The sequence below is a fragment of the Actinomycetospora corticicola genome (genome assembly GCF_013409505.1).
Classification (GTDB): domain Bacteria; phylum Actinomycetota; class Actinomycetes; order Mycobacteriales; family Pseudonocardiaceae; genus Actinomycetospora; species Actinomycetospora corticicola.
This window is the reverse complement of sequence record NZ_JACCBN010000001.1, coordinates 4852200-4864712: the sequence shown is the minus strand read 5'-3', so window position 1 is coordinate 4864712 and position 12513 is coordinate 4852200. Positions and strand designations below refer to the sequence as shown.

Genomic DNA, 12513 nt, shown 5'->3' with positions numbered 1-12513 from the left:
ACGAACGCCGGGCTCTCCCTGACGGGAGACCCGGCGCTGCTGGCGGTAGCGGTGGGATTCGAACCCACGGTGGGCAGAACCCACACACGCTTTCGAGGCGTGCTCCTTTGGCCGCTCGGACACGCTACCGGCGAGAACTCTACCGGTCCGGCCCGCCCGGTCCGGCAGCACCCCGGAACCACTCCCGCAGCAGGTCGGAGCAGGCCTGCTCGCGGACACCGCCGACCACCTCGGGGCGGTGCGTGAGGCGTCGGTCGCGCAGGACGTCCCACAACGAGCCCGCCGCCCCGGTCTTCGGCTCCCAGGCCCCGAACACCACGCGGTCCACCCGGGCCAGCACGGCGGCACCGGCGCACATCGTGCAGGGCTCGAGGGTGACCGCGAGGGTGCAGCCCGACAGCCGCCACCCGTCGTCGTGAACGATGGCCGCGGCGCGTAGCGCGAGGACCTCCGCGTGCGCCGTGGGGTCGCCGAGCGCCTCGCGCGCGTTCGTGGCGCACGCGAGTTCGCGCCCCGAGGCGTCGACGACGACGGCCCCCACCGGCACGTCGGCGGGGTGCGCCGTCCGCGCGACCTCGAGGGCGCGGTCGATCAGCGGCTCAGGACGCAGGCGCGGTCTCCACGATCCGGGCCAGCTCCTCGGCGAACCCGCAGCGGCGCGCGATCGCGGTCAGCTGCTCGTCCGGGTACAGGTCGATCTCGTCGACGAGGACGGCGAGCTCGTCGGCGGGGACCCCGAGGTCGGCCAGCATCCCGAGGTCGCCCTCGGGCCACGGGTCGTCGTCGACCTCGTCCTCCTCGGGCACGTCGAGGCGCAGCAGGTCGAGCACGTCGGCGGCGACGTCGTAGTCCAGCGCCGCGACCGCGTCGGAGAGCAGGAGCGAGACACCGCCGGGCACCGGGCGCACGAGGACGAAGAACTCGTCGTCCACGTCGAGCAGTCCGATGACCGCTCCGGTCGAACGCAACGCCCGGAGTGCGGTGATGGCGGAACTGAGGTCGGCCAGCGCGGTACGGTCCATCGAGACCGCACGCCACCGACCCTCCTCCCGGGTGACCGCGACGGCCCAGCCGTCCAGGGGCACGACGGTGCCCTGTCCACCGCCTCGGGGGGCGGTCTGTGCGCCCTGTCCTGCCATGGTCACCACGGTAGGACCGCGGGTCCGCACCGTGAAGGGCGTGGACGCCGAGCGCACCGAATCGACACCTTCCGCGCGCCGGACGGTCGCCCGCCGGAGGCCGGGGGTGCAGGATCAAGGGTGTGGCGACGTCTCGCGAGGCCCGGCAGGAGGTCCGGCGGCGCGCCGCCCACCGCGCACCGGAACGGGCGCTGCTCGCCGAGGCCCGCTCCCTGCAGCCGGACACGGTCGCCCTGCGCCGCACCCTGCACCGCCGGCCCGAGCTCGGCCTCGACCTGCCGCAGACCCAGGCCGCGGTGCTCGCCGTCCTGCGCGACCTCCCGGTGACCATCACCTGCGGCCGGTCGTCGACCTCGGTGGTCGCCACGCTCACCGGCAGCCGACCCGGGCCCGTCGTCCTGCTGCGGGCCGACATGGACGCGCTGCCCCTGGACGAGGACACCGGGCTCGCCCACGCCTCGCAGGTCGAGGGCGCGATGCACGCCTGCGGGCACGATCTGCACACCGCGATGCTCGCCTCCGCGGCCCGCCTGCTCTCCGGACGACGGGACCGGCTGGCCGGGACGGTCGTGTTCATGTTCCAGCCGGGCGAGGAGGCCCGGCACGGCGCGCTCGCCATGCTCGCCGAGGGCGTGCTCGATGCCGGCGGCGCGACCCCGTCGTCGGCGATGGCCCTGCACGTGACCTCACGGCTGAGCTCCGGGAGCCTGCAGACGCGCGCCGATTCGATCATGGCGTCGTCGGACGACTTCACGGTCACCGTGCACGGCGCGGGCGGCCACGCGTCCGCGCCGCACGACGCACTCGACCCGGTCCCCGCCGCCGCGGCGATGGTCGGCGCGCTGCACACCATGGTGGGACGCCGGGTCAGCGCCTTCGACCCGGCCGTCCTCACCGTCGCCCACCTCACCGCGGGCACCACCACCAACGTCATCCCGGAGACGGCGACGCTCGAGGGCACCGTGCGCACGCTGTCCGAGGACACCCGCGAGCAGTTGCTGACCGAGCTGCGCCGGGTGGTCACGGGGACCGCCGAGGCCTACGGCTGCACCGTCGAGGTCGAGATCGACCGGGGCTACCCGGTGACCGTGAACGACGGCGAGGTGGCGGAACGCGTCGCGGACGTCGGGCGCTCGGTCCTGGGGTCGCGCTTCGTCGAGCCGATGCCCGACCCGATCATGGGTTCGGAGGACTTCTCCTACGTGCTCGGCCGCGTGCCCGGGGCGCTCGCCTTCCTCGGCGCCTGCCCGCCCGGGGTCGATCCGGCGGAGGCGCCCCCCAACCACTCGAACCGCGTCGTGTTCGACGAGGAGGCGATGATCGCGGGCGTGGCCCTCTACGCGGGGTACGCCCTCGAGGTCCTGCGCCCCTGACCCGTCGCTCACGTGGGTGAACGGCGGTCACCGCCACGGTCCGTCCTACGCTCCGGGGCGTGGGGACAGTGGAACCGGACACGTCAGCCGTGCTCGCCGCCGCGCTGACCCGTCCCGTGTGCGTGCTCGGGCTCGGGCTCATCGGCGGGTCGCTGCTGCGCGCCGCCACCGACGCGGGCCGCGAGGCCTGGGGGGCGTCGGCCTCGGAGACGACGATCGGGAAGGCCCGCGCGGACGGCTACGACGTCAGCGACACCGTCGCGGACGCGCTGCGCCGGGCCCGCGACGCCGACGCCCTCGTGGTCGTCGCCGTGCCGCTCACGTCGATGGACGACGTGCTGGCGCTCGTCGGCAAGGAGGCGCCGGACTGCCGCCTCACCGACGTCACGAGCGTCAAGGAGCCGGTGCGCGACGCCGTCGAGCGCTGGGCGCCGGCGACCCGGTTCGTCGGGGGCCACCCGATGACCGGCACCGAGTTCTCCGGCTGGGACGCGGGCTCCCTGCAGCTGTTCCACGACAAGGTGTGGGTCGTCGCCACCGACGACGACACCGACCTCGCCGTCTGGACCGACGTCGTCGCCCTGGCCCTCGCCTGCGGCGCGACCGTCGTCCCCGCCGCCTCCGACGAGCACGACGTCGCGGTGGCCCGCATCTCCCACCTGCCGCACCTGCTGGCCGCGGTCCTCGCCGCCGTCGGCGCCGACGGGGGCGAGCTCGCGCTGGCGCTCGCCGCCGGGTCGTTCGCCGACGGCACCCGGGTCGCCGCGACGCGCCCCGAGCTGACCGCCGCGATGTGCGAGGGCAACCGCGCCGCGCTGCTCGCCGCGCTGGACGACGCCCTCGGCCGGCTCGGCGCGACCCGCGGCTCCCTCGCCTCGACCGGCGGCCTGCTCGCGACCCTCACCGCGGGTCACGACGGCCGCCGCGCCCTCGACGACGCCCGCCTCGACCGCCGGGAGGTCCGCATCGACCTCGTCGACTCCCCGGTCGAGCACCTCGAGGCCATGCGGGAGCTCGGCCGCACCGGCGGCCGGATCATCGGCTGGACCGCCGAGGCGCTCGAGGCGGCGGCCCCCGAGGAGGACTGAAGCTCCGTCCCGACGCCGGGCGGGGCTCGGTCAGGCGCGGACGGTCTCCTCCAGGGAGAGCCCGGTCAGCTCCTCGACCGCCGACCAGTAGCGGGCGGCGAGGTCGGCGTCGGCCGCCGCGCGCGGCGCCCGGACCTCCGCGGTCCGGCCGCGCATCTGCAGCAGCGCTGCGCACGTCCCGAGCGCGGGCGCGAGGCCGCCCCACCCGCCGTCGGGACGCCCCGGGAGCGCGTGGACGCGCTGGCCGACCTGCTCGCGACCACCCTGACCGACCGCCCCGTGCTCTGCGACCTGCTCGCCGCCCAGTCCGCCGTGCTGGAGCGGAACATCTCGACCGACGTCGCGCTGCGCTACGAGCAGGGGCTGCGTGAGCACGGCCTCCGGCTCGCGGCGGTCGTCCGGGCGTTCCTCGCCGAGCTCGACGACTCCGACGCGTTCCAGCTCGGCGCCGGCACCCTGCTCTGCGCCGGCACCCTGCTCTGCGCCGGCACGGTGTTCACCGCCTGCCGCCCGACCCCGGCGATGGCCGCCGCCTACGACCTCGACCCGTCGTCGGCCGCGATGCGCGTGCAGCTGCCGGACACGTCGCGCCACCTGGTCGCCGTGTTCGCCAGCGGGCTCGTCGCCCGCGCCTGAGGCTCACCAGAGGCCGGGGGGCTCCTCCCCACCACGGCTGTGCCGGCCCCGCGGGACCTTTCCCGACGGAGCAACCGAGGACGCCGATAGGGGGTGCGGCGGCTTCGGCGGCAGCGCCGAGAGCGCCGGGCCGGCCGGGGGCTGCTCGGCGGTGGGCAGGTCGACGGCGGTGGCCGCGGTGGGGGCCGTCGGGGCCTCGGCCGGCGCGACGACCCGCAGCCAGTCGCCCTCGGCGTCGGGATCGTGCGGCGTGTCGCGGCGGCGCGCCATGACCCCCGGGAGCCCCTGCTCCCGGACCCCCGCGAGCAGCGCGGGCCCGTCGTCGTAGACCGGGGAGACCTGGATGCGACCGACCTCGTCGAGGTTCAGCCGCCCCAACGTGGCACGGCGCTCGTCGAGCGGGCGCGCGGTGAGCGGGACGCCGTAGAGGCGCAGCACGTCGTACACCATGAGGATCGCGGGCCGGGCGCGCGCGAGCGTCCGGGCCTTGCGCGGGTCGGCGCGGCGCAGCCGGTCGAACAGGGCGAGCGACGACGGCTGGCCCGCGTCGAGCAGCACCGCCTCGCCGTCGAACAGCCCGTCGGGCACCACGTCGGCCAGGGGGGCGAACTCGGGGAAGCGCGCCGTGACGTCGTCGCCCTCGAGGGTGCGCAGGCACAGCGTGCCGTCCTCGACGTCGGCCAGCAGCCGGATGCCGCTCCAGTCCACCTCGTAGGACCACTCGGCGCCCACGGGCAAGCGACCCGGCACCGGCTGCATGGGCCGGATCCCGGCACCGAGCACGCCGACGTCCTGCATGCCCCACATCGTGCCCCGAGGGTCCGACAGCCTCGCCGCCGACACCCCGTGGCGACGAGACTGCGCCCGTGCGCGACGAGACTGCGCCCGTGCGGGACGAACGGGAGACCGGCGGGAGGTGGCGCCACCACCAGCGCCACGAGCACCTCGCACCCGGTCCCGCCCTCGCCCCCTGGGTCGACCATCTCTGGGCCGTCGACTGGGACTACCCCGAGCCGTACGCCCAGAAGGTGCCCCCGTCGGCCTCGGTGCACCTCACCGCCCGGGACGGTGCCCCGCCGCACTGGCACGGCGTCACGACCCGGCACGTCGTGCGGGAGCTGCGGGGGCGGGGCCGGGTCGTCGGGATCGCGGTGCGCCCCGGCCTGGCCCGCGACCTCGTGGCCGGCGCCGTGAGCGAGCTGACCGACACCGGCCGGGCGGCCGGGGGTCCGCCCGGTCTCGTCGGGGTGGCGGCGCTGGGCGACTGGCTCGCCGCCCGGCTCCCCGACGCGCCCGACGCGGCGGCGCTCGAGGCGGCCGCCGCCGTCGACCTCGTGCGGGACGACCCCGCGCTGCTCCGCGTCGAGGACCTCGCGCGCCGCTGCGGGAGCCATCCGCGCCGACTACAGCGGCTCTTCGCCGAGCACGTCGGCGCCGGACCGAAGTGGGTCATCCGGTGGTACCGCCTGCGCGAGGTGACCGACCGCATGGCGGCCGGCCGTCGCATCGCGTGGGCCCCGCTCGCCCACGACCTCGGGTACGCCGACCAGGCGCACCTGATCCGCGACGTCACCGCGCTGCTCGGGGAGACCCCGACCGCGTACGCCGCGCGGTACCCGCCCGCGGAAATCCTGTGAGGCGGGACGCCTGTGGGGCATCCTGGTGACGAGCACCGGTGACGCCCGGTGACCGAGGAGGGGAGCCGCGCGATGCGCGCGATCTGGAGCGGCGCGGTGTCGTTCGGGCTGGTCAACGTCCCGGTCCGGCTCTACGCCGCGACCTCGAACCACGACATCCGGTTCCACCAGGTGCACGAGGTCGACGGCGGGCGCATCCGGCAGAAGCGCACCTGCTCGGTCTGCGGGGAGGAGGTGGCCTACTCGGAGATCGCGAAGGGTTACGAGACCGACGACGGCCAGCTGATCATGCTCGACGACGACGACCTCGCCACCCTGCCCACCGCGACCGGCCACGAGATCGACGTCGTGCAGTTCGTCCCGGCCGACCAGGTCGACCCGCTCCTGCTCGACAAGAGCTACTACCTCGAGCCCGAGAACAAGGCGCTCAAGCCGTACTCGTTGCTGCGCGAGGCCCTGCGCGAGACCGACCGGATGGCGGTGGTCAAGGTCGCGCTGCGCCAGCGGGAGACGCTCGCCCTGCTCCGCGTGCGCGAGAACGCGATCGTGCTCCAGACGATGCTCTGGCCCGACGAGGTGCGCGAGGCCGAGTTCCCGGTGCTCGACAACGACGTCGAGGTCCGCCCGCAGGAGATGGCGATGGCGTCGTCGCTGATCGACTCGTTGTCCGGCGAGTTCGAGGTGGACCAGTTCGAGGACGAGTACCGCAAGGCCGTCGGCGAGCTCATCGAGTACAAGCGCGAGCACGGCGGTGGGCGCCCGGCCCCGCAGGAGGCCCCGGCCGAGGACACCGACGACATGACCGACCTGCTCACCGCCCTGCGCCGCTCCGTGGAGGCCGCGGGCGGAAAGGCGGAGGCGAAGCCGGAGAAGCCGGAGAAGTCGGAGAAGGCCGCCGAGGAGAAGGACGAGGAGCCGGCCCCGAAGAAGTCGACCCGGAAGCGGTCGTCCGCGAAGAGCGCCGACGAGGCCGGCGACAAGGCCGAGGACGAACCGGCGACGGGCACGAAGAAGGCCACGACCACCCGCACGCGGCGCAAGAAGGCCGACGACGCGGAGGAGAAGGCGAGCTAGTCGCCGAGGGTCACACCACGCAGGGATCCGGGCCCCGGACCCTGCCCCCCGTGACTCTCGCGGGCCGGTTCGCCGTGCGGCCGACCGCGAGAGTCACACCTTGGAGGAATCCAAGCGCCGGGACCTGCCCCACGTCACCCTCGCGGCGCGGGGTCCGGTGACGCCCGGTCCGACCCGACGGAGTGGCGTTCCTGGCACTGGGTGCACGCAGCGACGCTTTGCTTGCACCCCGCCGGGCTCAGGAGGCCCGCACGTAGGCGTCCCGGTTCGGGACGTCGTAGCCCTGGTCCTCGATCGCCTCGACGACGGAGCCCAGCTGCAGCTCGTCGTCGTGCTCGACGTGGACCACGCGGTTCTCGAGGTCGACGTCGATGCCCTCCACCCCGTCGATCGGCGAGAGCGCACCCTCGATCGCGGCGCGGCAGTGGTCGCAGTGGATCTCGGGGACCGAGAGCGTCGTCGTGGCCATGGGGAGTCCTTCCGAAAGCTGGTGTTCTCGCCCGCGACGGTGCCACGCCCGCCACTGCGGCGTGGCGCCCACCCCGTGGGCGTTTCGCCGGGCGTCCGTCGGGGATCCCCGGCCTGTCCGTCGGCCGTCGCGCCGACGTTACCCCCGAGGGTATCCCCACCTGCTGTTTCCAAGGAGTGTCGTATCCCCATGGCCACATCGGACCGCCCGCTCGAAGGCCGCACCATCGGGTTCCTCGCCGCCAAGGAGGGCACGGAGCAGGTCGAGCTCACCGAGCCCTGGAAGGCCGTGCAGGAGGCCGGCGGCACGCCGATGCTGATCTCCGAGACGCCCGGGTCCATCCAGGCGTTCAACCACCTCGACAAGGGCGACCGCTTCGACGTCGACGCCGTGGTCAGCCAGGTCAAGACCGACAACTACGACGGGTTCGTGCTGCCCGGCGGGGTCGCGAACCCCGACCTGCTGCGCACGATCCCGAACTTCGTCCGGCTCGTCGGCGAGGCGTTCGCCGTCGGTCTCCCGGTCGCCGCGATCTGCCACGCGCCCTGGCTGCTCATCGAGGCCGACGTCGTGCGCGGCCGCCGCATGACCTCGTTCCCCAGCCTCGCCACCGACCTGCGCAACGCCGGCGCGGAGTGGGTCGACGAGGAGGTCGTGGTCGACAACGGGCTCATCACCAGCCGCAACCCCGACGACCTCCCCGCCTTCTGCTCCACCCTGGTCGAGGAGTTCGCCAAGGCCGAGAAGCAGGCCGAGATCCACGCCGCCGAGGTTCGCTGAACCACGTCGGTCGGGGCGACGGAGGTCTCCGGGGCCGACCCTGGGCCCGCCATCGCCCCGACCACACGTGACGAACGGGATACTCCACCCATGCCTCGACGCCGAGCACGCGTCCTGATCCTCTCCGCCCTCGCCGTGAGCCTCACGCTCACCGCCTGCGGCGGGCAGGCCCCACCGGCCCCCGCGCCCACCTCCTCCCCGAGCGTCGCCCCGACGACCGGGCTCCTCGTGCCGGGTGTTCCCACCGAGGGCACCCGCCCCGACACGACGAACCTCTCGCTGGCCGCCGAGCCGCAGTCCGCCCCGGTCCCCACGCAGACGCCGCCCGGTCGGCAGGTGCGGGTCGGGGACGCCGCCGAGGGCGTGGTCGTCGACCCGGTGACCCGCACGGTCGCCGTCGCCGTCCGGAATCCGAACACCCTGGTGCTCCTCGACGCCGACACCGGCGCGATCCGTGCACGGACGCCCCTGCCCGGCTTCGTGCGACACCTGCAGCTCGCCGCGCCCGGCGGACCGGTGCTGGTGCCCGTGGAGAGCGCCAACGCGCTGGTCCGGGTGAGCCTGCCCGGCGGGCAGGCCGCCGCTCCGCTGTTCGTCGGCACGGTGCCCCACGACGCCACCGAGGCCCCCAACGGCACGGTGCTGACCGCGGACGAGCTCGGCGGGACCGTGTCCGCCGTCCGCGGTGACCGCGTCGTGAAGATGTTCACCGACGCCGTGCAGCCGGCCGGGCTCGCGCCGGTCGGCGACCTCGTCGGGCTGATCGACGTCCGCAAGGACGACCTGACGATCTACAACGTGAACACGCTGAGCATCGTCGGCAGCGCCCCGTCCGGCCAGGGGCCGACGCACCTCGTCGCCGACCGGCACGGCCGGATGATCGCCACGGACACCCGCGGCAACCAGGTCATCGTGTTCCAGCCGAACCCTTCCGGCCCGCCCACGCAGGTCGGCGCGGTGCCGCAGCCGGGCGGTCCCTACGGGATCACCTACGACCCGGTGCGCGACCGGGTCTACGTGGCCTCCTCGGGCACCAACGAGGTGATCGCCTACGACATGACCGACCCGCAGCCCCGTGAGGTCGGCCGCATCGCGACCGTGCAGGGCCCGTACACGCTCGGCGTCGACCCCACCTCGGGGCGGCTCTACATCGCCGGCGTGAACACGGGCGTCATCCAGATCGTCGACGCGCCGTAGGTCAGCCGACCTTCCGGAACACCCCGAGCCCCGGGATCTCGTTCCAGGCGTTCACCGTCAGCTGCGGGCCGGCGAAGACCACCCCGGAGTTGCCGAACGCGCTCTCCCCGCGCGGGGTGAACCAGAAGGTGTCGCCGGTGTAGTGCGCGAGCGCGTACTGCTGGCGTTCCGGGCCGACCACGAAGGAGAGCGTGCCGTCGGGCGCGGCCGTCACCACGAGGTCGCCCCAGAAGTCGCTGCGCCAGGTCCCGACGTAGGCCGTCGGGGCCTGCGGCGGCGTCACCTGCGGGGCGGGCACCGTGTAGTCGGTCGGGTCGACCGGCGCGGAGAGCGTGGCGAAGGCCTTCCGGTACTCGGCGAGCCAATCGAGGCTCTGCCGGCCGTTCTCCACCTGGTCGACGAATCGCTTGTTGATCGCCTCGGGCAGACCGACCGGGGTGCCGTTGGTCAGCGTGACGATGCCGAGCTGCTCGGACGGGATGAGCTGGACGTTCGTGCCCGAGCCGGTCTGGAAGGCGCCGGAGTGGTTGACGACCAGCCGGTCGGAGGAGTCGCGGTCGACGTTCCAGCCCTCGCCGTAGAAGGCGAACGACCCGCCGACCTTCTCGTTGGGCTCCCGCACCACCTGCGGGCCCCAGATCTGGTTGAGATTCGCGTCGTCGATGACGATGGCCGCTCCGTTCTTCCCGTCGGCCAGCAGCATCGTCATCCACTTGGCCAGGTCGTTGACGCTGGTGCTCGCTCCGCCCGCCGGCGCCTGGGAGTCGACGTCGAAGGTGAGCGACGGGGTCCAGGACCCGTTGGCCTCGCGCTTGTGCAGCGCCGCGCGGTCGGGCCGGGTGGCGAGGTCGGCGTACCGGTAGCTCGACGAGGTCATCCCGAGCGGGCCGAAGATCTGCTGCTGCGCGAGGTCGGCCCACCCGACCCCGGCGGCCGCGGCGGCGGCCTCCGCGCCCGACGTCAGGCCGTAGTTGGTGTAGCCGTAGGAGACGCGGAACGGGTCGAGCGGCAGCAGCCGCTGCCGGGCGAGGATGTCCTGCTGGGAGTACCCGAGGTCCTCGAGGATGTCGGTCGAGTACTGGCTCTCGGGCAGCCCGCTGCGGTGGGCGAGCATGTCGGCGACGGTGGCGGTCGCCCCGACCGACGGGTCGGAGAGCGTCCAGCCGGGCAGGCGCGACGCGATCGTGTCGGTCCACGCCGCCCGCTTCTGCGTCACGGCCGACCCGATCACCGTGCCGGCGATCGCCTTCGACACGGAGGCGACCTGGAACACGGTGTCCGCGTCCACCGCCTCCGGCCGCCCGACCTGGCGCACCCCGAAGCCCTTGGCGTAGACGACCCGGCCGCGGTACACCACCGCGACCGCTGCGCCGGGGATCCCGGTCGCCTGCAGGTCGGTCGTGACGATGCCGTCCAGGGCGCCGACCGCCGCGTCCACCGCCTCAGGGGTGATCGACCCCGATGCCGACCCCGATGCCGCCGGAGCTGGTGCCGGCGCCGAGGGCGACGAGCACCCGGCCACGACGACCCCCACCGCGACGGCCAGGACCGCAAGCCTCGTCACACCCTGTGCTCTCACACGATGGAACGTACGAACCGGACGGACGAGGGGGAATGGAGCTGGGTCCCCGGACGGGACGGGACCTGGGTCCCGTCGTCAGGAGGCCGCAGCCACCGCCGACCGCTCCCCCGCCGCCTCGAGGACGATCTCCGCGACGTCGCCGTCGGGGTCGGTCGGCCACGGGGAGAGCGGGGAGGTGCGGGACACGCCGTCGAGCACCTCGGCGAGGGCCTCGGGCGTGGTGGGCCACGGGGCGAGACCGGCGTCGGCCAGGACCGTCGCGTTGGCCCGGCCGTGGCCCGGGATCGGGCAGTAGGTCACGGCGGGCAGGTTCGCGACGAGCGCCTCGGTCACCGAGAGCCCGCCCGCGTTGTGCAGCAGCACGTCGCAGGCGCCCATGAGCGCGGGGACGTCGTCACGCCAGCCGAGTGCGGTGACGCGGGCCATCGCGTCGAGCTCGGTGCGCAACGTCGTGTTCCGCCCGCACAGCACGACGACGTGCGCGGCCGGGTTGGTCAGCGCCGCCGACACCAGCGACGGCACGTCGCCGAGGCCCAGCGAGCCGGCGCTGATCAGCACGGCGGTCTCGTCGTCCCCGAGGCCGAGCGCGTGCCGGGTCTCGGTGCGGTCGGCGTCGGTGTGGGCGCGGGAGAACGCCGGGCCGACCAGGGGGCCGGCGGGCCGGACGACCACCCCGTACATCGCGTCGGCGGCGGCCGCGCACGCACTGGTGACCGACAGGTGCGTGTCGACGCCGGGGTGCAGCCACATGCGGTGCGGCGCGGGGTCGGTGAGATAGCTGATCACCGGGACGGTGATGCGGCCGGCGGCGCGCATGCGACCGAGCGTCTGGCAGGACAGCGGGAACGTGGAGACCACGACGTCCGCGTCCCGGGTCCACCGGCGCACGGTGCGCTCGGAGAAGGTGAGGAACGTCAGGATGATGCCGCGGACGTCCCACCGGTGCTCGAGGGCGTAGAAGAGCCAGTCGAAGAACCGCGGCATCCGGTTGACGGTGAAGCCGTACCCGTCGCCGATGATCACCTGGCCGTAGCGCGGCAGGGCGTCGAGGTAGTCGTGCACGTCCACCACGGCGCCCCGCGCCCGGAGCCGCGCGGCCAGCTCGTAGGCCGCCCGGTCGTGGCCCGCGCCCACGCGGGCCGTGAGGACGACGACGCGGGGAGACCGGTCGGGCCGGTCCCGGCGGAAGTCCTCGGGCGGGCGGGGGCCGCGTCGGAGGACCCGCAGGTGCCGGGCACGCGGAGGACGACGCCGGGTACGCGTCGACCTCGGGACACCGAGTGCGGTCATCGGTCGGAGGGCTCCTCTCGGGCGTGACGACGGCCGAAGGGTCGGGTCGTTCCAGCCCGCCGACGATCGTCCGGGTGCCGTGACCCTGCCGTGAACCTACTGTGACCCACGGTGGACCTCGACGCGGGACTCATGATCGGCGCGTCCGGAGGACGGCCGATGAGGGGCCGGTGAAGCGTCGCGGAAGGTCGCGGTCCGGGGTGAACGGGAACCGCCTCCCGTGTGAACGGCACACCCGGACGGGTGCG

Annotated in this window: 14 protein-coding genes and 1 tRNA gene; 7 read left to right on the top strand and 8 right to left on the bottom strand. The window is 74.3% G+C overall.

Annotated elements, in window-relative coordinates:
- Positions 1-40 precede the first annotated feature (40 nt).
- The 3 genes from BJ983_RS23645 to BJ983_RS23635 form a co-directional block, all read right to left on the bottom strand.
- Positions 41-129 (bottom strand) — tRNA-Ser (locus tag BJ983_RS23645).
- Positions 130-139: 10 nt separating this feature from the next.
- The gene (locus BJ983_RS23640) at positions 140-610 is read right to left on the bottom strand and encodes a nucleoside deaminase (RefSeq protein WP_179798193.1); all 471 of its coding nucleotides are present in this window, start codon (positions 608-610) and stop codon (positions 140-142) included.
- Positions 600-1139, bottom strand: coding sequence for a tRNA adenosine deaminase-associated protein (locus BJ983_RS23635; RefSeq protein ID WP_179796046.1), 540 nt, complete (start codon positions 1137-1139; stop codon positions 600-602). Before BJ983_RS23635 ends, BJ983_RS23640 begins: the two co-directional genes overlap by 11 nt.
- Before the next feature lie 122 nt (positions 1140-1261).
- On the opposite strand from BJ983_RS23635, the gene BJ983_RS23630 reads away from it, so the two are divergent.
- Entirely contained in the window at positions 1262-2512 is a 1251-nt protein-coding gene (locus tag BJ983_RS23630; RefSeq protein ID WP_425484788.1) for a M20 metallopeptidase family protein, read from the top strand.
- Between the two features lie 68 nt (positions 2513-2580).
- A complete protein-coding gene (locus tag BJ983_RS23625; RefSeq protein ID WP_179798189.1) occupies positions 2581-3600 on the top strand; it encodes a prephenate dehydrogenase in 1020 nt (339 codons plus the stop codon).
- Positions 3601-3630: 30 nt separating this feature from the next.
- Here the strand turns inward: BJ983_RS23625 and BJ983_RS31825 are convergent, their stop codons facing one another.
- Entirely contained in the window at positions 3631-3756 is a 126-nt protein-coding gene (locus BJ983_RS31825) for a hypothetical protein (RefSeq protein ID WP_281376294.1), read from the bottom strand.
- Positions 3757-3831: 75 nt separating this feature from the next.
- Between BJ983_RS31825 and BJ983_RS23620 the strand changes: the two genes are divergently transcribed.
- Complete coding sequence (locus tag BJ983_RS23620; RefSeq protein ID WP_179796045.1) at positions 3832-4236, top strand: hypothetical protein; 405 nt, start codon at positions 3832-3834, stop codon at positions 4234-4236.
- 3 nt (positions 4237-4239) lie between these two features.
- Here the strand turns inward: BJ983_RS23620 and BJ983_RS23615 are convergent, their stop codons facing one another.
- The gene (locus tag BJ983_RS23615; protein WP_179796044.1) at positions 4240-5034 is read right to left on the bottom strand and encodes an ATP-dependent DNA ligase; all 795 of its coding nucleotides are present in this window, start codon (positions 5032-5034) and stop codon (positions 4240-4242) included.
- Positions 5035-5102: 68 nt separating this feature from the next.
- Between BJ983_RS23615 and BJ983_RS32520 the strand changes: the two genes are divergently transcribed.
- Together BJ983_RS32520 and ku are read left to right on the top strand one after the other, a co-directional pair.
- Positions 5103-5873 (top strand): DUF6597 domain-containing transcriptional factor, encoded by a 771-nt coding sequence (locus BJ983_RS32520; protein WP_343054324.1) that lies wholly within the window; start codon positions 5103-5105, stop codon positions 5871-5873.
- A gap of 48 nt (positions 5874-5921) precedes the next feature.
- Positions 5922-6947: a non-homologous end joining protein Ku gene (gene ku, locus BJ983_RS23605; protein WP_343054323.1), complete on the top strand. Its 1026-nt coding sequence runs from the start codon at positions 5922-5924 to the stop codon at positions 6945-6947.
- A 238-nt stretch (positions 6948-7185) separates the two neighbouring features.
- On the opposite strand, the gene BJ983_RS23600 is transcribed toward ku, so the two are convergent.
- Positions 7186-7416 carry a heavy-metal-associated domain-containing protein gene (locus BJ983_RS23600; protein ID WP_179796043.1) on the bottom strand — a complete coding sequence of 77 codons (231 nt, stop codon included), beginning with the start codon at positions 7414-7416 and terminating at the stop codon, positions 7186-7188.
- Between the two features lie 189 nt (positions 7417-7605).
- On the opposite strand from BJ983_RS23600, the gene BJ983_RS23595 reads away from it, so the two are divergent.
- Positions 7606-8196 carry a type 1 glutamine amidotransferase domain-containing protein gene (locus BJ983_RS23595; RefSeq protein WP_179796042.1) on the top strand — a complete coding sequence of 197 codons (591 nt, stop codon included), beginning with the start codon at positions 7606-7608 and terminating at the stop codon, positions 8194-8196.
- Between the two features lie 90 nt (positions 8197-8286).
- Positions 8287-9393, top strand: coding sequence for a YncE family protein (locus BJ983_RS23590; protein ID WP_179796041.1), 1107 nt, complete (start codon positions 8287-8289; stop codon positions 9391-9393).
- A 1-nt stretch (position 9394) separates the two neighbouring features.
- Here BJ983_RS23590 and BJ983_RS23585 read toward each other — a convergent pair whose 3' ends face one another.
- Positions 9395-10831, bottom strand: a complete 1437-nt coding sequence (locus BJ983_RS23585) for a serine hydrolase (protein WP_179796040.1) — start codon at positions 10829-10831, stop codon at positions 9395-9397.
- Between the two features lie 219 nt (positions 10832-11050).
- Positions 11051-12265, bottom strand: coding sequence for an MGDG synthase family glycosyltransferase (locus tag BJ983_RS23580; RefSeq protein ID WP_179796039.1), 1215 nt, complete (start codon positions 12263-12265; stop codon positions 11051-11053).
- Between the last annotated feature and the right edge of the window lie 248 nt (positions 12266-12513).

Coding starts and splice junctions, on each gene's coding strand:
- BJ983_RS23635 (WP_179796046.1), bottom strand. CDS start 1,139: ATGGCAGGACAGGGCGCACAGACCGCCCCCCGAGGCGGTGGACAGGGC.
- BJ983_RS31825 (WP_281376294.1), bottom strand. CDS start 3,756: ATGCGCGGCCGGACCGCGGAGGTCCGGGCGCCGCGCGCGGCGGCCGAC.
- BJ983_RS23615 (WP_179796044.1), bottom strand. CDS start 5,034: ATGCAGGACGTCGGCGTGCTCGGTGCCGGGATCCGGCCCATGCAGCCG.
- BJ983_RS23600 (WP_179796043.1), bottom strand. CDS start 7,416: ATGGCCACGACGACGCTCTCGGTCCCCGAGATCCACTGCGACCACTGC.
- BJ983_RS23595 (WP_179796042.1), top strand. CDS start 7,606: ATGGCCACATCGGACCGCCCGCTCGAAGGCCGCACCATCGGGTTCCTC.
- BJ983_RS23590 (WP_179796041.1), top strand. CDS start 8,287: ATGCCTCGACGCCGAGCACGCGTCCTGATCCTCTCCGCCCTCGCCGTG.
- BJ983_RS23580 (WP_179796039.1), bottom strand. CDS start 12,265: ATGACCGCACTCGGTGTCCCGAGGTCGACGCGTACCCGGCGTCGTCCT.